This window comes from Streptomyces sp. NPDC015171 (assembly GCF_043079545.1).
GTDB lineage: Bacteria > Actinomycetota > Actinomycetes > Streptomycetales > Streptomycetaceae > Streptomyces.
Genome location: NZ_JBIBUO010000015.1, coordinates 35,588 through 54,715, shown reverse-complemented (window position 1 = coordinate 54,715; position 19,128 = coordinate 35,588). Strand labels below are relative to the sequence as shown.

Annotated in this window: 20 protein-coding genes; 14 read left to right on the top strand and 6 right to left on the bottom strand. The window is 72.5% G+C overall.

What is annotated here, in order from left to right; genetic code table 11:
- The first annotated feature begins 703 nt into the window (after positions 1–703).
- The 3 genes from ACF073_RS32325 to ACF073_RS32315 all read left to right on the top strand — a co-directional run bounded on the left by ACF073_RS32325 (position 704) and on the right by ACF073_RS32315 (position 3,212).
- The gene (locus tag ACF073_RS32325; RefSeq protein ID WP_392074986.1) at positions 704–1,300 is read left to right on the top strand and encodes a DUF5998 family protein; all 597 of its coding nucleotides are present in this window, start codon (positions 704–706) and stop codon (positions 1,298–1,300) included.
- On the top strand, positions 1,300–2,490 hold the full coding sequence (locus tag ACF073_RS32320) for an alkaline phosphatase family protein (protein ID WP_392074985.1): 1,191 nt from the start codon (positions 1,300–1,302) through the stop codon (positions 2,488–2,490). The genes ACF073_RS32325 and ACF073_RS32320 overlap by 1 nt, the downstream gene beginning before the upstream one ends.
- A gap of 71 nt (positions 2,491–2,561) precedes the next feature.
- Entirely contained in the window at positions 2,562–3,212 is a 651-nt protein-coding gene (locus tag ACF073_RS32315; RefSeq protein ID WP_392074984.1) for a thymidine kinase, read from the top strand.
- A 4-nt stretch (positions 3,213–3,216) separates the two neighbouring features.
- Here ACF073_RS32315 and ACF073_RS32310 read toward each other — a convergent pair whose 3' ends face one another.
- Positions 3,217–4,008, bottom strand: a complete 792-nt coding sequence (locus ACF073_RS32310; RefSeq protein ID WP_392074983.1) for a VOC family protein — start codon at positions 4,006–4,008, stop codon at positions 3,217–3,219.
- A 318-nt stretch (positions 4,009–4,326) separates the two neighbouring features.
- Between ACF073_RS32310 and ACF073_RS32305 the strand changes: the two genes are divergently transcribed.
- Complete coding sequence (locus ACF073_RS32305; protein ID WP_392074982.1) at positions 4,327–5,178, top strand: sulfurtransferase; 852 nt, start codon at positions 4,327–4,329, stop codon at positions 5,176–5,178.
- Positions 5,179–5,281: 103 nt separating this feature from the next.
- Here the strand turns inward: ACF073_RS32305 and sepH are convergent, their stop codons facing one another.
- On the bottom strand, positions 5,282–6,322 hold the full coding sequence (gene sepH, locus ACF073_RS32300; RefSeq protein WP_392074981.1) for a septation protein SepH: 1,041 nt from the start codon (positions 6,320–6,322) through the stop codon (positions 5,282–5,284).
- Positions 6,323–6,802: 480 nt separating this feature from the next.
- On the opposite strand from sepH, the gene ACF073_RS32295 reads away from it, so the two are divergent.
- On the top strand, positions 6,803–7,594 hold the full coding sequence (locus ACF073_RS32295; protein ID WP_392074980.1) for a hypothetical protein: 792 nt from the start codon (positions 6,803–6,805) through the stop codon (positions 7,592–7,594).
- Here ACF073_RS32295 and ACF073_RS32290 read toward each other — a convergent pair.
- Positions 7,518–8,837, bottom strand: coding sequence for a D-arabinono-1,4-lactone oxidase (locus ACF073_RS32290; RefSeq protein ID WP_392074979.1), 1,320 nt, complete (start codon positions 8,835–8,837; stop codon positions 7,518–7,520). The genes ACF073_RS32295 and ACF073_RS32290 overlap by 77 nt on opposite strands.
- Positions 8,797–10,035 carry an MFS transporter gene (locus ACF073_RS32285; protein WP_392074978.1) on the bottom strand — a complete coding sequence of 413 codons (1,239 nt, stop codon included), beginning with the start codon at positions 10,033–10,035 and terminating at the stop codon, positions 8,797–8,799. The genes ACF073_RS32290 and ACF073_RS32285 overlap by 41 nt, the downstream gene beginning before the upstream one ends.
- Before the next feature lie 194 nt (positions 10,036–10,229).
- Between ACF073_RS32285 and ACF073_RS32280 the strand changes: the two genes are divergently transcribed.
- Together ACF073_RS32280 and ACF073_RS32275 are read left to right on the top strand one after the other, a co-directional pair.
- Complete coding sequence (locus tag ACF073_RS32280) at positions 10,230–11,357, top strand: ferrochelatase (protein WP_392074977.1); 1,128 nt, start codon at positions 10,230–10,232, stop codon at positions 11,355–11,357.
- An 8-nt stretch (positions 11,358–11,365) separates the two neighbouring features.
- Entirely contained in the window at positions 11,366–12,181 is an 816-nt protein-coding gene (locus ACF073_RS32275) for an inositol monophosphatase family protein (protein WP_392074976.1), read from the top strand.
- An 85-nt stretch (positions 12,182–12,266) separates the two neighbouring features.
- Here ACF073_RS32275 and ACF073_RS32270 read toward each other — a convergent pair whose 3' ends face one another.
- Positions 12,267–12,440, bottom strand: coding sequence for a hypothetical protein (locus ACF073_RS32270; RefSeq protein WP_173456694.1), 174 nt, complete (start codon positions 12,438–12,440; stop codon positions 12,267–12,269).
- 412 nt (positions 12,441–12,852) lie between these two features.
- Between ACF073_RS32270 and ACF073_RS32265 the strand changes: the two genes are divergently transcribed.
- From ACF073_RS32265 to ACF073_RS32250, 4 genes are all read left to right on the top strand, one after another.
- Positions 12,853–13,506 carry a response regulator transcription factor gene (locus tag ACF073_RS32265; RefSeq protein WP_085566949.1) on the top strand — a complete coding sequence of 218 codons (654 nt, stop codon included), beginning with the start codon at positions 12,853–12,855 and terminating at the stop codon, positions 13,504–13,506.
- Positions 13,507–13,512: 6 nt separating this feature from the next.
- Positions 13,513–14,760, top strand: coding sequence for a sensor histidine kinase (locus ACF073_RS32260; RefSeq protein ID WP_392074975.1), 1,248 nt, complete (start codon positions 13,513–13,515; stop codon positions 14,758–14,760).
- Positions 14,761–15,151: 391 nt separating this feature from the next.
- Positions 15,152–15,448 (top strand): DUF4193 domain-containing protein, encoded by a 297-nt coding sequence (locus ACF073_RS32255; protein ID WP_003997302.1) that lies wholly within the window; start codon positions 15,152–15,154, stop codon positions 15,446–15,448.
- 13 nt (positions 15,449–15,461) lie between these two features.
- Positions 15,462–16,370, top strand: a complete 909-nt coding sequence (locus tag ACF073_RS32250; protein WP_392074974.1) for a hypothetical protein — start codon at positions 15,462–15,464, stop codon at positions 16,368–16,370.
- 27 nt (positions 16,371–16,397) lie between these two features.
- Here the strand turns inward: ACF073_RS32250 and ACF073_RS32245 are convergent, their stop codons facing one another.
- Positions 16,398–16,862 carry a DUF3093 domain-containing protein gene (locus ACF073_RS32245; RefSeq protein WP_392074973.1) on the bottom strand — a complete coding sequence of 155 codons (465 nt, stop codon included), beginning with the start codon at positions 16,860–16,862 and terminating at the stop codon, positions 16,398–16,400.
- 112 nt (positions 16,863–16,974) lie between these two features.
- Here ACF073_RS32245 and ACF073_RS32240 point away from each other — a divergent pair, with 112 nt between their 5' ends.
- Genes ACF073_RS32240 through ACF073_RS32230 form a run of 3 tightly spaced genes read left to right on the top strand, consistent with a single transcriptional unit; the run spans position 16,975 to position 18,894 of the window.
- Positions 16,975–17,559 (top strand): PaaI family thioesterase, encoded by a 585-nt coding sequence (locus tag ACF073_RS32240; protein ID WP_392074972.1) that lies wholly within the window; start codon positions 16,975–16,977, stop codon positions 17,557–17,559.
- Complete coding sequence (gene dut / locus ACF073_RS32235) at positions 17,556–18,125, top strand: dUTP diphosphatase (protein ID WP_392074971.1); 570 nt, start codon at positions 17,556–17,558, stop codon at positions 18,123–18,125. The genes ACF073_RS32240 and dut overlap by 4 nt, the downstream gene beginning before the upstream one ends.
- A gap of 1 nt (position 18,126) precedes the next feature.
- Entirely contained in the window at positions 18,127–18,894 is a 768-nt protein-coding gene (locus tag ACF073_RS32230; RefSeq protein WP_392074970.1) for a DUF3710 domain-containing protein, read from the top strand.
- Positions 18,895–19,128: the final 234 nt, after the last annotated feature.

The window sequence follows — 19,128 nt, the reverse complement described above, 5'->3', positions numbered from 1 at the left end:
CGCCCCGCGCACGCCTCCCGGCTCCCGAGCCGTATCCCTCCGCGGTCCCGCGCATGCGTCCCGGCCTCCGAGCCGTATCCCTCCGCGGCCCCGCGCACGCCTCCCGGCCTCCGAGCCGAACCCCTCCGCGGCCCCGCGCACGCCTCCCGGCCTCCGAGCCGAACCCCTCCGCGGTCCCGCGCATGCGTCCCGGCCTCCGAGTCGAACCCCTCCGCGGTCCCGCGCATGCGTCCCGGCCTCCGAGCCGAACCTCACCGCGGTCCCGCGCACGCCTCCCGGGCCCCGAGCCGAACCTCACCGCGGTCCCGCGCACGCCTCCCGGGCCCCGAGTCGAACCCCTCCGCGGTCCCGCGCATGCGTCCCGGCTCCCGAGCCGAACCCCACCGCGGCCCCGCGCACGCCTCCCGGGCCCCGAGCCGAACCCCACCGCGGGCCCACGCACGCCTCCCGGCCCCCGAGCCGAACCCCGCCGCGGGCCGCCCTCCGCGGCCCTCCGCCGCCCTCCAGCGGGCGGCACTGCCGCCCTCCACCGCCCTCCTGCGGGCGGCACTGCCGCCCACCGACCGCCCTCCGCCGCCCGCCCGCTCCCGCCGCCCCGCCGGGGACGGCCTGCGGGCGGGTGTCCGGCCGCACCCTCGCGCACGTGCACGAGCCGTCTCGGGTCCCGGCGACTGGCCCGGACCCCCCTTGCCCACGGATTAGGATGGACGCCATGGCCAAGACCAGTACGACGACCCAGGGGCTGCGCGCGGCGATCGAGCGCAGCGGCTACTACCCGGCCCTCGTGGCCGAGGCGGTGGAGGCCGCTGTGGGCGGCGAGCCCATGCGGTCGTACCTGGTCCACCAGGAGACGACGTTCGACCAGAACGAGGTGCGCCGGCACGTCACCGTGCTGGTCCTCACCGACCACCGCTTCATCGTCAGCCACACCGACGAGCAGGCGGCCGACAGCACGTCCCCGACGCCGTACGCCACCACCTCCACCGAGTCCGTGAAGATCGGCCGGATCTCGTCGGTCGTGGTCAGCCGCGTGGTCGCGAACCCGGAGCAGTACACCCCGGGCACCCTGCCCCGCGAGGTGGTGCTGACCATCGGCTGGGGCGCGGTCAACCGCATCGACCTGGAGCCCGCCGCCTGCGGCGACCCGAACTGCGACGCCGACCACGGCTACACCGGCAGCTCCACGGCGGACGACCTCAGCCTGCGCGTCAGCGAGGCCGGGGACGGCCCGGAGACGGTGCGCCAGGCGCTCGCCTTCGCGCAGGCCATCTCCGAGGCGACCGCGGACCTCACGCGCTGATGTCCCAGCTCTCCGCCTGGGACCACCCGGAGCCACTCGCCCTCGACACCGCCCCGCTGCCCGAGTACGGCAGCGGCTCCCTCGCCGATCTGCTGCCCACCCTGGCCGCGGGCATGGGCGTGCCCGGCATGACCGCCGCGATCGGGGAACTGGCCCCCGCCGACCGGGTCTGCGTCTTCCTGGTCGACGGCCTCGGCTGGGAGCAGCTGAGGGCCCATCCGGACGAGGCCCCGTTCCTGACCTCCCTGCTCGGCAGCTCGCGCGGCGGCACCGGCCGCCCGCTGACCGCCGGGTACCCGGCGACCACCGCGACCTCCCTCGCCTCCGTCGGCACCGGTCTGCCGCCCGGCGCCCACGGCCTGCCCGGGTACGCCGTGCGCAACCCGGCCACCGGCGAGCTGATGAACCAGCTCCGCTGGCAGCCGTGGACCCCGCCGCAGCCCTGGCAGCCGTACCCCACCGTCTTCCAGCTGGCCCACGAGGCCGGGGTGCACGCCGCCCAGGTGTCCTCGCCCGCCTTCGAGCACACCCCGCTCACCAAGGTCGCGCTCAGCGGCGGCACCTTCCGCGGCCGGCTCAGCGGCGAGGAGCGCATGGACCTCGCCGCCGCGCAACTGGCCGCCGCCGACCGCGCGCTGGTGTACACGTACTACGCCGAGCTGGACGGCTCCGGGCATCGCTACGGCGTCGCCTCCGACACCTGGCGCGGCCAGCTCATGTACGTCGACCGGCTCGCCCAGCGGCTCGCGGAGCAGCTGCCGCCGCGCAGCGCCCTGTACGTCACCGCCGACCACGGCATGGTCGACGTGCCGTTCGACGAGCAGCACCGCATCGACTTCGACGAGGACTGGGAGCTGAGCGCCGGGGTCGCCCTGCTGGGCGGCGAGGGCCGGGCCCGGCACGTGTACGCGGTGCCCGGCGCCGGGAACGACGTCCTGACCTGCTGGCGCGAGGTGCTCGGCGAGCAGTTCTGGGTGGCCTCGCGGGACGAGGCGATCGCGGCCGGCTGGTTCGGACCGCAGGTGGACGAGCGGGTGTACGCGCGGATCGGGGACGTCGTCGCCGCCGCGCACGACGACGTCCTGCTGATCGCCTCCGAGCGGGAGCCGAAGGAGTCCGCGCTGGTCGGCAACCACGGCTCGATGACCCCCGCGGAACAGTTCGTGCCCCTCCTCGAAGTACGCTCCTGAGGCGCCCCCGGTCCCCGCGCGCCCCCCTCCGCACGTCTCCCTGCGATTCATCGAAAGGTGCTCAACTCCTCATGCCCGAGCTGGTGTTCTTCTCCGGAACGATGGACTGCGGGAAGTCGACGCTGGCTCTGCAGATCGAGCACAACCGCTCCGCACGCGGCCTGGCCGGCATGATCTTCACCCGGGACGACCGTGCGGGCGAGGGCAAGCTGTCCTCCCGGCTCGGCCTGGTCACCGACGCGGTCGAGGTCGAGGACGGCCAGGACCTGTACGCCTACCTGGTGGACCATCTCTCGCGGGGCGCCCGGGCCGACTACGTGATCGCGGACGAGGCGCAGTTCCTCGCGCCCGACCAGATCGACCAGCTCGCCCGTGTGGTGGACGACCTCGGCCTCGACGTGTTCGCCTTCGGTATCACCACCGACTTCCGCTCCAAGCTGTTCCCCGGCTCGCAGCGGCTGGTGGAACTGGCCGACCGGATCGAGGTGCTCCAGGTGGAGGCGCTGTGCTGGTGCGGCGCCCGCGCCACGCACAACGCCCGCACGATAGGCGGCGAGATGGTGGTCGAGGGCGCGCAGGTGGTCGTCGGCGACGTCAACCAGTCCGCGGGCGAGGTCGGCTACGAGGTGCTGTGCCGGCGCCACCACCGGCGCCGGATGACCGCCGCGTCGGCCCGCGCGGCGGCCCTGTCCCCGGACGTGCTGCCCGTCTCGGACTCCTGAGGGCTCAGCGCGGGTCCTGGACCACCGAGAACTCGGCGCCGTCCGGGTCCGCCACCCTCGCCACCCGCCCGTGGGGGCTGTCATGGGCCGGCCGCAGGATCCGGCCGCCCAGGTCGGTGACCTGCCGCAGTGTCAGACCGATGTCGCCGACCTCGAAGTACGTCTGCCAGTGCGGTCCGCGGTCCCTGGGCAGCCCGTGGCCCATGCCGTGCAGCCCGGCCACGGGACGGCCGGCCAGGCTCAGGGTCACATAGTCGAAGTCGGCGGAGACCACCGGCTCCTCCTCGTAGCCGAACACGCTCTTGTAGAACTTGGCGACGCTCTCCGTCTCGAAGGTGAGCAGTTCGTTCCAGACCGGTGCGCCCGGCACTCCGGTGACCGCCGTGCCCAGATGCGCGCCGCCCTGCCAGATCCCGAAGACCGCCCCCGCGGGGTCGGCGGCGATCGCCATCCGCCCGGCCTCGGCGGCGTCGAGCGGGCCCACGGCGACCGTGCCCCCGCACAGCCGCACCGTGTCGGCGGTCTGGTCCACATCGTCCGAGGCGAGGTACGGCGTCCAGGCGACCGGCAGCCGGTGGTCCGGCGACAGCTGGCCCATGCCCGCCACCTCCCGCCCGTCCAGCAGCGCCCGCACATACGGGCCGAGCTGCTGCGGCCCCGGCCGGAACTCCCAGCCGAACAGCTCACCGTAGAACTCCTCGGTGGCATCCAGCCCGTGCACCATCAGGCTCACCCAGCAGGGCGTGCCGGGCACGCGCCGCGCGTGCGGACCGGCCGAATCCCGTGCATCGGTCATCGATCACTCTCTCCTCGGCCCCTCGCGGTGGCCGTGTCGCTTCCGCTCCCCGGCAGGGGTGTCCGCGCCGCCGGCGCGACGCCCCTGCCGGTGCCCGCATCCTCCGCGGTGCCGCGGGGCCGTACCGCGCCGCTCGGCTCTGCCTCCGGGAGGATGCCCGATCTGCCGTCTTTCGCCGCTTCCTGACGATGGCCGGCGGATGTCCACCGGCTGTACACCACGTGCTCGATCCCGTACGCCCCGTGATCGAGCCTGTCCGGCCGAGCAGAGTAGCCGGACCTGGACGCCGCGGCCACCCCTGGCGTATGGATGGACTCCATGACAGCCATCATCACCGCAACCGAACTCGCAGAAGAGCTGACCGGCGGCAACCCGCCGGTGCTGCTGGACGTGCGCTGGCAGCTGAGCCTGGCGAAGGCCGCGGGTGCGCCGCCCTTCGACGGCGCGGCCGAGTACGCCGCCGGGCACATCCCCGGCGCGGCCTTCGTCGACCTGGACCGGGAACTGGCCTCCGCGCCCGGCGCGGCCGGCCGGCACCCGCTGCCCGACCTCGCCGAGTTCGGTGCCGCGATGCGCCGCGCGGGCGTGTCGGCGGGCCGTCCGGTCGTGGTCTACGACGGCGGACAGGGCTGGGCGGCGGCACGCGCGTGGTGGCTGCTGCGCCGGACGGGTCACCCGGACGTGCGGGTGCTCGACGGCGGGTTGCCGTCCTGGCGGGGCGCCCTGTCCAAGGAGGTGCGGGCCCCGGCCGAGGGCGACTTCGTGCCGGAGCCCGTGGCCGAGGGGCTGCTGGACGCGGACGGGGCCGCCGCGCTGGCCCGCACGGGCGTGCTGCTGGACGCGCGCGCGGGGGAGCGGTACCGCGGCGAGGTGGAGCCGGTCGACCGGGTCGGCGGCCACATCCCGGGCGCGGTGTCGGCGCCGACGACGGAGAACGTGGGCCCCGACGGCCTGTTCCTGCCCCCGGCGGAGCTGAGGGACCGCTTCAAGGCCCTGGGCGTGTCCCCGGACACCGAGGTGGGCGTCTACTGCGGTTCGGGTGTCTCCGGCGCCCACGAGGTCCTGGCGCTGGCGGTGGCGGGCATTCCGGCGGCCCTGTACGCCGGTTCCTGGTCCGAGTGGTCCGCGGATCCGTCCCGGCCGGTGGCGGTGGGAGCGGATCCGCAGTAGCGGGACAGCGGGAGGAGGGGTCACGCGCGCGTGACCCCTCCTCCCGTCAGTACGGAGACCGCTCGTACCGAGATTCCCGAGGGGGGACTCTCGGTACGGAGACCTACTCCTGCTTCTTGCGCCGCGTACCGAACACGATCTCGTCCCAGCTCGGCACGGCGGCACGGCGGCCCGGGCGGACGCCGTCGGCCTCGGCCTGACGGTCCGTCGCGCCGACGAGCCGGTCGCGGTGGCTGCCGACCGAGCGCGGCATGAGGACGTCCGCGTAGGCGGAGCCGGCCGACGCGGCGGGCGCGGGCGGTTCCTCGGCGGCGGGCTCGTCGTCGACGGGCTCGGCGGGATCCGCCGGGCGCTCCGGGACCACCAGGTCGCCCCGGAAACTCGGCACCGCCTCCAGCAGGCTGGTCAGCGAGTCGCGCTCGCTCGTGCTCTCCTCGTCGGGCTCGGACGGCTGCGCCGGCAGGCCGGGCCGCTCCCGGTCGAGCCGCTCGAGGGCGCGGTCCATCGAACGCTCGCGCGGCAGCCGGGCGATCCGCGGGACGAACGGGAAGCTGGGCTCCGGCACGGCGAGGTCGTCGGACTCGCCGATGAGCGAGCGCGCCTCGTCGTCGACGGCCTGGACCAGTCGGCGCGGCGGGTCGTACGTCCAGCTCGCCGAGTGCGGTTCGCCCGCGACCAGATAGACGAGGAGCACCTCCCAGGTGCCGTCGTCGCGGCGCCAGGAGTCCCACTGCACGGTGTCCTTGTCGGCGCCGCGCAGCAGCAGCCGCTCCTGCACGGCCTCGCCGAGCAGCGGGCCGGAGTTCTCGCCCGGACGGCGGACCGGGGTCTTGCGGGCCCGCTCGGCCATGAAGGCACGCTCCGCGAGCACGGGACCCTCGAAACGCCGGACCCGGTCGACGGGGATGCCCGCGAGCTGCGCGACCTCTTCCGCGGTGGCACCGGCACGTATCCGCGCCTGGATGTCTCGCGGGCGCAGATGGCTCTCGACCTCGATCTCGATCTGGCCGAGGCGGGGCCGGTCGCCGCGTACGGCGGCACGCAGCCGTTCGTCGATCGGAAGCGTGTACTCCGTAGAATCGGCAGCCTTGAGCACCAGCCGTGTGCCGTCATTCGAGACGGCCACGACACGCAGTTCGGGCATGGGGACCTCCCGGGTGGTGCCTGCCGACGTCACGTGCGTCGCTGCTTCCGCTAGTCGAGTGTGGCCTGCCCGGGTGCAGCCTGCCACAACCTTGCCGAGTTGCCCGGCGTGTCGGGCACGGGCCCGGGACCGCCGTTATGGCACGGTTACCTGTTCGCCACGCTAAGTGACCAAAGCAGTCACCCTGTGCAACTAGCCCCCTCCCGGCGGTCCTGCAAGGCCCCGGACACCCTGGTGGGAGGCCGGACCCAGGGCTCGCAACAGTACTCCATTTGGACCACGTGCGTGGATTGGCACGCCGCCCAACTTCTCGCAAGGACTCCGACTTGGCCGTCCGCAACCGGTTTTCCCGATCATGAACGTGGTGAACTTCACGCAATCACCAGAAACGGAACTAATGGTTTCGTTCGTACGTCCCTTTCTCGTGCAGTAGGTCGAGCAATGTCGATCAAGTACGGGAAAGGCAGGCAAGTTCCGGGTATGCGTGAGACGCCCGACGCGGGTCCCAGGCGGATCGATCTGAACGTCCCCCAGGTCGCGGGCAGTGCCCTCGCGGCGGTCGTGGCGGCCAAACTGGCCTCGTACTTCGGGGTGTACGGCACGATCCTCGGCGCCGGTGTGGTCAGCATCGTCGCCACCTGCGGAGGCTCGCTGTTCCAGCACTTCTTCAAGCGGACGGGGGAGCAGCTCAGGGAGAAGACCGGGGAGGCGGCCCGGCCCGGAGGGCAAGGGGCGCCGGGGCCGGGCGAGTTCACCGAGGGCACGGTCTACCGCGCGCGCGTGAAGAGCTGGCGCCGCCCGGTGGTCGCCGCCGCCCTGGTCTTCGGGGTCACCATGGCCGGCATCACCACGTACGAGCTGGTCTCGGGCAACAGCTTCAGCGGGGGCCGGGGCACGACCGTGAGCGACGCCGTCACCGGACACCGCTCGTCCTCCTCCCCGCCGGAGGACCCCTCGCCCTCGGACTCCGCGCCGCCCGGCTCCACGGCGCCCGACGCCCCGCCCGGCTCCTCGTCCCCCGGCGACCGCGACCCCTCGCCGGCGCCCTCGGCCACGCCCGGCGGCGGCACCCCGAGCGGCGACGGCGGTACGGGGCACGGCGCGACGCCCGAGCCGGGCGGCTCGGCGGGCACCGGGCCCGACGGCGGTTCGAGCGCGTCCCCGGCCCCCGCGCCGAGCGGCCCGGCCGGGACGGCTACGCCCCGAGAACCCTCCGCAAGTAGTCGTTCTGGAACAGCCGATCCGGGTCAAGGCGGTCCCGCAGCGCCGTGAACTCGCCGAAGCGCGGGTAGGCCGAGGCGAAGTACTCCGCGTCCCGCGTGTGCACCTTGCCCCAGTGCGGACGCCCCTCGTGCGCGGTGAGGATGCGCTCGGCCGCCGTGAAGTACCCCTGGTAGGGCGTGCCCCGGAACATGTGTACGGCGATGTAGGCGCTGTCCCGGCCGGAGGCGGTGGACAGGGTGATGTCGTCGGCCGGGGCGGTGCGCACCTCCACCGGGAAGCTGACCCGCAGGCCCGAGCGGTCGACCATGGTCCGCAGTTCGCGCAGCGTCTCCACGAGGGCCGCGCGCGGGACGGCGTACTCCATCTCCACGAACCGCACGCGGCGGGGCGAGGTGAAGACCTTGTACGGGATGTCCGTGTAGGTCCGCGCGGACAGGGCCTTGCTGGAGATCCGGGCGATGGCGGGGACCGAGGCGGGGGCGGTGCGGCCGGCCCACTGGATCGCCTGGAAGACCCCGTTGGAGAGGAACTCGTCCTCGAACCAGCCGGCCAGCCGTCCCACCGGCCGCTCGGGGCCGGCGCTGCGGTTGTTCCGCTTGGTGTTGGTGCTGCCGGTGTGCGGGAACCAGTAGAACTCGAAGTGTTCGTTCTCGGCCCACAGCTGATCGAACTCGGCGAGGACCCGGTCGAGGGGCATCGGTTCCTCGCGGGCGGTGAGCAGGAAGAGCGGTTCCACGGCGAACGTGATCGCGGTGACGACGCCCAGGGCGCCGAGGCCGATGCGGGCGGCCGCGAAGACCTCCGGGTTCTCCTTCGCGGAGCACGTGAGCACCGAGCCGTCGGCCGTGACGAGTTCGAGCCCCCGGATCTGGGCGGCGATGGAGCCGGACTCCCGGCCCGTGCCGTGGGTGCCGGTGCTGACGGCTCCGGAGACCGTCTGCTCCATGATGTCGCCCATGTTGGCGAGCGAGAGGCCCTCGCGCGCGAGAGCGGCGTTGAGCCGCTTGAGCGGGGTGCCCGCCTCCACCGTGACCGTCATGGATTCCCGGTCGACGCTGCGTATGCCGGTCAGGAGGTGAGGACGTATCAGGACGCCGTCCGTGGCGGCGATCGACGTGAAGGAGTGCCCGGTCCCGACCGGCTTCACCTTCAGGCCGTCCTCCCGGGCCCGGCGTATCGCGGCGGCCAGCTCCTCCACCGAGGCCGGTGCGACCTGCCGGGCGGGCCGGGCGCAGACGTTGCCGCCCCAGTTACGCCAGGTGCCGTTCTTCCCGCTCGCTGTGCTGCTCAACGGTGCCTCCCCGCCCCGCGGCCGGCCTGCGCAGCCGGCGGTACCCGAGGAAACCGACCGCGACCGCGACGGCCCCGGACACCACCGGGACCCCGTACCCGGCCCGTGCCCCGGCGGCGTCGATCACCCAGCCGGCCGCGGAGGAGCCGAGCGCGACGCCGACCGCGAGGCCGGTGCTCACCCAGGTCATGCCCTCGGTGAGCTGCGCGCGAGGTACGTGCTCTTCTATGAGGGACATCGTCGTGATCATCGTCGGTGCGATGGCCAGCCCCGCAACGAACAGCGCCACGGCCAGAAGCGGCAGGTTTCCGACCAGTAGGAGGGGGATCATACTCACGGCCATGGCCGCCACGCCCAGCAGCCAGCGGCGTTCCGGCGCACCGCTGAAGCGCAGCAGCCCGAAGACCACGCCCGCCGCACAGGAACCGGCCGCGTACAGCGCGAGGACCAGGCTCGCCGCGCCCTTGTGGCCGCGCTCGTCGGCGAAGGCGACGGTGACCACGTCCACGGCGCCGAAGATCGCGCCGGTCGCCACGAAGGTCGCCACCAGCACCTGGAGTCCCGCCGAGCGCAGGGCGCTGCCGCCGCCCTGCCGCGCGCGCGGGTGCGGTGCCGGCTCGGTGGCGTGCTGGGCGGTCAGCCAGAAGACGCCGGCCGCCAGGAAGCAGGCGGCCAGGAGCGGGCCCGCCTCCGGGAACCAGGCCGTGGACAGCCCGATGGAGATGATCGGCCCGAAGATGAAGCAGACCTCGTCGACGACCGACTCGAAGGAGTAGGCGGTGTGCAGCTTGGGCGTGCCCCGGTACAGGGCGGCCCAGCGGGCGCGGATCATCGCGCCCAGGCTCGGTACCGAGCCGATCCCGGCCGCGCAGACGAACAGCACCCAGTCCGGCCACCGGAAGTGGGCGGCGAGCAGCAGCCCGGCCGCCGCGGCCAGGGCCACCAGGGTCGCCGGGCGCAGCACCCGGCTCTGGCCGTGCCGGTCCACCAGCCGGGAGATCTGCGGCCCGATCGCGGCGGCGGACAGCGCGATGGCGGCGGAGAGGGCACCCGCGAGGCCGTACCGGCCGGTGAGCTGGGAGACCATCGTGACCACGCCGATGCCCATCATCGACAGCGGCATCCGGCCGAGGAATCCCGCGGCGGAGAAGCCCTTGGTGCCGGGCTCGGCGAACAGGGCGGTATAGGGGCTGGGCACGTGGTCTCCGGACGGATCAGTAAGGTGCCGGATCGGCAGGTACAGCTTACAAGTTAGGCATGCCTAACAAAACCCCGCATCGCGGCCGAATGAACCAGGTCGAACCGCCCGGAGAAACAGCACTAAAACAGTTGTAACCGGACTCTTCATCCGGCTGTTTCCCGGCTGTCGGTGCCGGGTGGCAGGATCGAGTCATGCCAGACGCGCTCGATGCCACCCCGTACGACGCCCTGCTCCTGCTCTCCTTCGGCGGCCCCGAAGGCCCGGACGACGTGGTTCCGTTCCTGGAGAACGTCACGCGCGGGCGCGGCATCCCCAAGGAACGCCTCAAGGAAGTCGGGCAGCACTACTTCCTGTTCGGCGGGGTCAGCCCCATCAACGACCAGAACCGCGCCCTGCTGGACGCCCTGCGCAAGGACTTCGCCGAGCACGGCCTCGACCTGCCGGTCTACTGGGGCAACCGCAACTGGGCGCCGTATCTCACGGACACCCTGCGCGAGATGGTCGCCGACGGCCGCCGCCGCATCCTGGTCCTGGCCACCAGCGCCTACGCCTCCTACTCGGGCTGCCGCCAGTACCGCGAGAACCTCGCCGACGCGCTGGCCGCCCTGGAGGCCGAGGGCCTGGAGCTGCCGAAGATCGACAAGCTGCGGCACTACTTCAACCACCCCGGCTTCGTCGAGCCCATGATCGACGGCGTGCTGCGCTCCCTCGCGGACCTCCCCGAGGACGTCCGCGCCGGCGCCCACATCGCCTTCACCACCCACTCCATCCCGACCTCCGCCGCCGACACCTCCGGTCCCGTCGAGGTCCACGGCGAGGGCGGCGCGTACGTCGAACAGCATCTGGACGTCGCCCAGCTGATCGCCGACGCCGTCCGCGAGCGCACCGGCGTCGACCACCCCTGGCGGCTCGTCTACCAGTCCCGCTCCGGCGCCCCGCACATCCCGTGGCTGGAGCCCGACATCTGCGACCACCTGGAGGAGCGGCACGCGGCCGGCATCCCGGCCGTGGTCATGGCCCCCATCGGCTTCGTCTCCGATCACATGGAGGTCCTCTACGACCTCGACACCGAGGCGAAGGCGAAGGCCGAGGAGCTGGGCCTGCCGGTGCGCCGCTCGGCCACCGTGGGCGCCGACCCCCGGTTCGCCGCGGCCGTCCGTGAGCTGATCCTGGAGCGGGCCGCCCTGGAGAGCGGCCGGGAGGCCACCCCCTGCGCCCTGGGCGCGCTCGGCCCCGGCCACCAGCTCTGCCCGGTCGGCTGCTGCCCGGCCCGCGCCCCCCGCCCGGCCGCCGCGGGCGCCGACAGCCCCTACGCGTGAGGAGCCCCGTGACCGACGCCCTGCACACGGACCTGCTCGCCCTCGCCCGGGAGGCCGCCCGCCGCGCCGGCGAGCTGCTGCGCGACGGCCGCCCCGCCGATCTGGCCGTGGCGAGGACCAAGTCGAGCCCCATCGATGTCGTCACCGAGATGGACATCGCGGCCGAGAAGCTGATCACCGATCTGATCTCCGGGCGGCGCCCCGACGACGGCTTCCTCGGCGAGGAGGGCGCCTCCGCCGAGGGCACCAGCGGCATCCGCTGGGTGATCGACCCGCTGGACGGCACCGTCAACTACCTGTACGGCCTGCCGACCTGGGCGGTGTCCATCGCGGCCGAGCAGGACGGCGAGACCGTCGCCGGGGTCGTCGCGGCGCCGATGCGCGGCGAGACGTACCACGCGGTGCGCGGCGGCGGGGCCTGGGCCACGGGCGCGTGGGAGGGCGAGCGGGCGCTGTCCTGCCGTCCCGCGCCCGAGCTGGACCAGGCGCTGGTCTCCACCGGTTTCAACTACGTCGCCGAGGTCCGCGCCCACCAGGCCGAGATCGCCGGGCGGCTGATCCCGCTGCTGCGCGACATCCGGCGCAGCGGCTCGGCGGCGGTCGACCTGTGCGACGTCGCCTGCGGCCGCCTCGACGGGTACTACGAGCGGGGGCTCCACGCCTGGGACGTCGCGGCCGGGGACCTGATCGCCCGGGAGGCGGGCGCGCTGACCGGCGGACGGCCCGGACAGCGGCCGTCGCGGGATCTGACCGTGGCGGGGACGCCGGGCGTCTTCGAGCCCCTCCAGCGGCTGCTGGAGGACTTCGGGGCCTGGCACGACTGACGGGCCGGCGACAGCGGGCCGTACAACGGCGGGACCCCCGGCGCTGGATTCGCCGGGGGTCCCACCGCGTGCGCTTACGGGCCGATCAGACGCGTGACGCGCCGACCTCCACACCGTGTTCGGCGGCGAGGCGTCGCAGGTCGTCGAGCTCTGCCTGCTCCACCTCGGCGAGGAAGTCGTCGCCTTCGTCACGAGCCCGCGACAGGTCGGACTCGGTCGCCTTTATGCGCTGCAGAAGTCCTGCGGTGAAAGCGTCCATGCTGCGCCCCCTCGTCCTGGGTCGTGGGTCGGTGGCACGGGGGTGTGCCGGAGGGAAGGGGCGATCACGTCTCTCGCAGGTGCCCAGCGCTGCCCTGCTGGGCGGCGGCGGTGCCGGACACCCGCGCCCGCTCTGCGAAGCGGATGGCGAGGTACCGCATGGTGCTGCGGCACATGCAGAGCGTGATCGCGGGGTGTAAAGCCGTCCTCCCCCCGCGCCCTTCCGCGGAAACCTCAACCGGAGGAGAAAATCTCGTATTCCCGCCCCGGGACCCCCGTCCCTGCGGCCCGGAGCCCGCCTTACAGCCGACTTATGGCCGAAAAGGGCAGGATGGGGGTCACACCCCACGGAGACCCCTGCTCGCGCGCGCCCACCATGCGCCGCGCGGGTGGACACAGGAAGGACAAGCGACGTGCGCGTACTCGTCGTCGAGGACGAGCAGCTGCTCGCCGATGCGGTGGCCACCGGACTGCGCCGGGAGGCCATGGCCGTCGACGTCGTGTACGACGGTGCGGCCGCCCTGGAGCGCATCGGCGTCAACGACTACGACGTGGTCGTCCTCGACCGCGACCTCCCGCTCGTGCACGGCGACGACGTCTGCCGCAGGATCGTCGAGCTGGGCATGCCCACGCGCGTCCTGATGCTCACCGCGTCCGGCGACGTCAGCGATCGCGTCGAGGGCCTGGAGATCGGCGCCGACGACTATCTGCCCAAGCCGTTCGCCTTCAGCGAGCTGATCGCGCGCGTGCGGGCCCTCGGACGCCGTACCAGCATGCCCCTGCCGCCGGTCCTGGAGCGCGCCGGCATCAAGCTCGACCCCAACCGCCGCGAGGTCTTCCGCGACGGCAAGGAGGTGCAGCTGGCGCCCAAGGAGTTCGCGGTGCTGGAGGTGCTGATGCGCAGCGAGGGAGCGGTCGTCTCGGCGGAGCAGCTGCTGGAGAAGGCCTGGGACGAGAACACCGACCCGTTCACCAACGTGGTCCGGGTGACGGTGATGACGCTGCGCCGCAAGCTCGGCGAGCCCCCCGTCATCGTCACCGTGCCCGGCTCCGGCTACCGGATCTGATCCCCCGTGGCAGCGACACCCGCGCCGCCGCAGGCGCCCCCGAAGCCCACCTGGGACCCCCGGCGGCCGCAGCCCCCCTTCCCGTGGCTGCGCCCCACCATCCGCATACGGCTGACCCTGCTGTACGGCGGCATGTTCCTGATCGCCGGCATCCTGCTGCTGTCGATCATCTACTTGCTCGCCGCGCAGGCGATCAGCAGCGGCAACCAGCCGCTGTTCAAGATCATCGGCGGTACGGACATCAAGGTCTCCAGCGACAACTGCCCGGCGATCACCACCAGGCTGCCGCTCTCGGAGTTCAACGAGGCGATCGCCCACTGCGTGGACCAGCAGCGCCAGGCGGCCCTGGACAACCTGCTCAGCCGCTCCCTGCTGGCACTGCTCGGCCTCGCCGTGATCGCCTTCGCGTTCGGCTACGCGATGGCCGGCCGCGTGCTGTCCCCGCTCGGCCGGATCACCCGCACCGCGCGCCAGGTGGCCGGCTCGGACCTGTCCCGCCGGATCGAGCTGGACGGCCCGGACGACGAGCTGAAGGAGCTGGCGGACACCTTCGACGACATGCTGGAACGCCTGCAGCGGGCCTTCACGGCGCAGCAGCGCTTCGTCGGCAACGCCTCGCACGAGCTGCGCACCCCGCTCGCGATCAACCGCACGCTCCTCGAAGTGCATCTGTCGGATCCGAACGCGCCGGTGGAACTCCAGCAGCTCGGCAAGACCCTGCTCGCCACCAATGAGCGCAGCGAACAGCTGGTCGAGGGGTTGCTGCTGCTCGCCCGCAGTGACAACCAGATCGTCGAGCGCAAACCGGTCGACCTGGCCGAGGTCGCCACCCAGGCCGTCGACCAGGTGCACGCCGAGGCGGAGGCCAAGGGCGTGGCCGTCCGCGGCGAGCGCAAGCAGGCGGTGGTGCAGGGCAACGGTGTGCTGCTGGAGCGGATCGCGCTGAACCTGGTGCAGAACGCCGTGCGGTACAACGTGCCGGAGGGCGGCTGGGTCGAGGTGACCACGGAGGTCCAGCACGGGCAGGCGGTGCTGACGGTGTCGAACACCGGGCCGGTGGTGCCGGCGTACGAGATCGACAATCTCTTCGAGCCGTTCCGGCGGTTGCGCACCGAGCGCACGGGCAGTGACAAGGGCGTAGGTCTCGGCCTTTCCATCGTCCGCTCCGTGGCCAGGGCGCACGGCGGTCACATCCTGGCAGAGCCCCGGGAAGGCGGTGGCTTGGTGATGCGTGTCACCCTGCCTGTGCGGTGAGAAATTGACACACGCGAGCGTTGTTCGCTTCGCGCGGAATTTTTCGACCGCCAGATGGGCTACTTCTTGTGTGATCAATCACATGGGCGGATTTCCGGCCATGTACGCACGGTGATCATGACAGAAGGTGGAAAGCCGGGAAAGTCCTGGTTTTCAGGGCTCTTGATCACGGGAAGTACACGGTGAGGCGCCTTTGAGGTGCGGCATTCGAACCGTGTACGGTCCTCACCGCCATCCAAGCCGATCACTCTCGAGGGGTCGGGTTGGGTGTCGATTGAGTAACAGACCTTGATGTGAGGCAAAATCTCCGCCTCAGGTCGGGCACAAGTCCGGCCTCTCACGCGTTACGTGCGCTGGAGACACCGCAGACACCCAGAGGGGGAGAGCGACTATGGCAACCGATTACGACACTCCACGCAAGACCGATGACGACGTCGACTCGGACAGCCTTGAAGAGCTGAAGGCCAGGCGGAACGACAAGTCCACCTCGTCCGTGGACGTCGACGAGTTCGAGGCCGCAGAGGGCCTGGAACTTCCCGGGGCCGACCTCTCGAACGAGGAACTGGCCGTCCGAGTACTGCCGAAGCAGCAGGACGAGTTCACCTGCATGAGCTGCTTCCTGGTACACCACCGCAGCCAGCTGGCCCGGGAGAAGAACGGTCAGCCGATCTGCCGCGACTGCGACTGAGGACTGGTCGGCCGTGACTGGCTCGACCTCTCCCCGGAAGCGCCGCTTCCCCCTGGGGAAAGCGGACCAAGGGCCGCTCGACGGCCCGCACGGCGCGCGTGACGACGAGCGGGGCTCACCCGGAACGGGAGCCTCGCTCGGACCGGCGGACGGTCCTGAGGGTCCGTCGGCGCGGCATCCCGCACCCGTCGCGCGGCGCCGGGCGGCGGCGATCCGCGACAAGGCCCGGGATCTGGTCGTGGAAGGCGCCCGCAAGGGCGGCAGCCGGGCCCGCACGGGGCTGGCGTACCTCGCGGACCGGATCATCGAGATCGCCCCGCGCGTCCCCGTACGCGACCTCGCGACCCTGCGCGGGCAGTTCCCCGGCCTCGGGCCCGAGGAGCTGGCCGACAGGCTGGTGGCGGGCGCGGCGGCCGGCACCTCCACCGTCGGAGCCGGGATCGGTGCGGCGGCCATGCTGCCGGTGCCGCCGGCCATGCCGACCGAACTGGCCGCGGAGATCACCGGTGTGGCCGCGATCGAGCTGAAGCTGATCGCCGAACTCCACGAGGTCTACGGCGTACGCCCGCCGGGCGGCCTCAAGACCCGCACCGCCGCGTATCTGTCCTCCTGGTCGGGGGAGCGCGGGGTCGACGTGATGAAGCCGTCGACGTACGACACGGCCCTCGGCGGCCGGATGAAACGCGAACTGCGGCAGCAGATCATGAAGCGGATGGTCCGCGACCTGCCGAATCTGATGCCGTTCATGGTCGGAGCCGCGGTCGGGGCGGTCATGAACCGCCGGGACACCAGAAGACTCGCGGCCCGCATCCGGGCCGATCTGCGCAAGATCCAGGTGCCCTGGGACGCGCTGCCGGAGCTGCCGCCCCTGGACGAGCCCGAGGATCCGCTGGCGCTGCGCGAGCTTCCCGAGGAACCGTAGGCCGAAGCCGCGGGCGCCCGGGGCGCGTCAGGCGTGTGCCGTGCGCGCCGCCTCGATCGCCGCCGCCAGCCGCTCCGGCTCCCGCGTCGACAGGTACAGGTACGGCGTCGGGTCCTGCGGGTCCGTGACCTCCACGCGCAGCGCCGTCGGGATGTAGGCGCGCAGCAGCAGGAAGGCCCGGGTGTCGGCCTTGTAGGTCCGCCAGGCGCGGGCCTCCTCGGCGTCCAGGATCTCGCTCGCGCCCAGCGCCGACACCGGGATCTTCGCCTCGCCCGCGATCAGGGAGTCGCCCACGATCCGGATCCGCTGCGAGCCGTAGGCGCTGGCCACGACCGCCGCGGCGGCCGTACCGCCGACCAGGCCGCCGAGCAGCGGCAGGGTGCCGAACGGGAGCAGGATCAGGGCGAGCGCGACGCCCACGAGAAAGCTGATCAGCCACCACGAGCGGGGGGTGGTGAGGCGTTCTTCGTAGGGGCTGGCGGAGAGCTGCATGGAGCCAAGCTTGGCACGGGATCCGGATCAGGCGGCGATGAGGGGTGCCGGTGCGGACCACCGGCAGGCAGGACGGTGGTGGGTGACGGGCGGGCGGGTAAGGTCTGCGGCTGTGAGTGGTAGTTCCGCAGCACTTCAGCCTCCCGCCGACGCCGTGAAACCGGCCCGGCACCCCGACGCGCCGGCGCCCGGGGAACTTCTCGGTGCCCACTACGAACACTGTTTCGGATGTGGTCCCGGACAGTCGCACGGACTGCACCTGGAGGCCCGCGCCGGCGAGGGCGTCTCGCTGACCGCCGAGTTCACCGTCCAGCCCGCCCACCAGGGCGCCCCGGGCCTCGCGCACGGCGGAGTGCTCGCCACGGCCCTGGACGAGACCCTCGGCTCGCTGAACTGGATGCTGCGGACCATCGCCGTCACCGGGCGGCTGGAGACGGACTTCGTACGGCCCGTGCCCGTCGGCACCACGCTGTACCTGGAGGCCGAGGTCACCGCCGTCGCCGGGCGGAAGATCTACTCCAGGGCCACCGGTCGCACAGGCGGACCCGACGGCCCCGTGGCCGTCCGCGCCGACGCCCTCTTCATCGAGGTCAAGGTGGACCACTTCATCGACCACGGCCGCCGGGCGGAGATCCAGGCGGCCATGAACGACCCGGACCAGATCCGGCGTGCCCGTGCCTTCGAGGTGAACCCGTGATTCCAGCAGACCCCGCCGGCCGCGCTCCCCTGGACGTGCTGATCCGGCGCGTCGATCCGGACGTACCGCTTCCGGAGTACGAGCACCCCGGGGACGCCGGCGCCGATCTGCGCACCACCGAGGAGTGCCTACTGGAGCCCGGCGAACGGGCCGTCCTGCCCACGGGGGTGTCGATCGCCCTGCCGGAGGGGTACGCGGCCTTTGTGCATCCGCGTTCCGGTCTCGCCGCCCGCTGCGGTGTCGCCCTCGTGAATGCCCCAGGGACGGTTGATGCCGGGTACCGTGGGGAGATCAAGGTGATCGTGGTGAATCTCGATCCGCGCGAGAGCGTGCGGTTCGAGCGCTTCGACCGGATTGCCCAACTGGTCGTCCAGCAGGTCGAGAGGGTCCGCTTCCAGGAGGTCGCGGAACTTCCCGGCTCGGTGCGGGCCGGCGGGGGCTTCGGGTCCACCGGTGGCCATGCCGCGGTGGGCGGCGAGAGCGGCGCAAGCGGTCAGGCCGCCGAGGGCGGTCCGACGGGTGGGAATCGATACGCTTCGGTCGTATCCGACCGGGAAGGACAGTGACGTGTTCGGACGTCGCAACAAGAAGGGTGCCGCCGAGGACGCGGCCGGCGAGACCGAGCAGGTCGTCGACAGCGTCGGCACCGAGGCGGACGAGGATGTGGAAGAGACCGGGCGCGAGCGCGTCCGGCTGGAGCCGGGGCCGCGGCCCGACGGGCCCTGGGACAGCACCGAGGTGAACGACCCGGCCGAGGGCCGGGTGGACCTCGGCGGTCTGTTCGTGCCGGGGGTCGACGGCATGGAGCTGCGCGTCGAGGTCGCCGGTGACGCCATCGTCGCCGCGACGGTCGTGCTGCGCGACAGCGCCGTCCAGCTCCAGGCGTTCGCTGCGCCCAAGCGCGAGGGCATCTGGGGCGAGGTCCGCGAGGAGATCGGTACCGGCATCACCCAGCAGGGTGGCATCGTCGACGAGGTCGAGGGCCCGCTCGGCTGGGAGCTGCGCGCCCAGGTTCCGGTGCAGCTGCCGGACGGCACCGGCGGCTTCCAGGTCGTACGGTTCGTCGGTGTGGACGGTCCGCGCTGGTTCCTGCGCGGCGTGATCTCCGGGCAGGGCGCGGTGCAGCCGCAGGCCGCCGGGCTGCTGGAGCAGATCTTCCGGGACACGGTCGTGGTCCGCGGCGAGGGCCCGATGGCCCCGCGCGATCCGATCGTCCTCAAGCTGCCCAACGACGCCCAGATGGTCCCCGAGGGCATCCAGCAGGAGGAGTCCTCGCGCTTCTCCGGCGGTATGGGACAGCTGCAGCGCGGGCCGGAGATCACCGAGGTGCGCTAGCCACCGGACCGATCAGCGATACAGGGGCCGTGCCTTCGAAGGCACGGCCCTCTTCGTGTTCCGGCGGGCCGGGGGCTCGTCAGCGGGGCTCGGGAGGCCCGTCGGCGCGCTCGGCCGCAGCTCATCAGGGTTGTGTCAAAGTTGCCCCGTGCTCGCACCCCCGTCCCGTTTGCCGTAATTGCTGGCCGTAAGGTCGACGCTGCGTAGGCAACAGGTACGGGAAGACAATAGGAC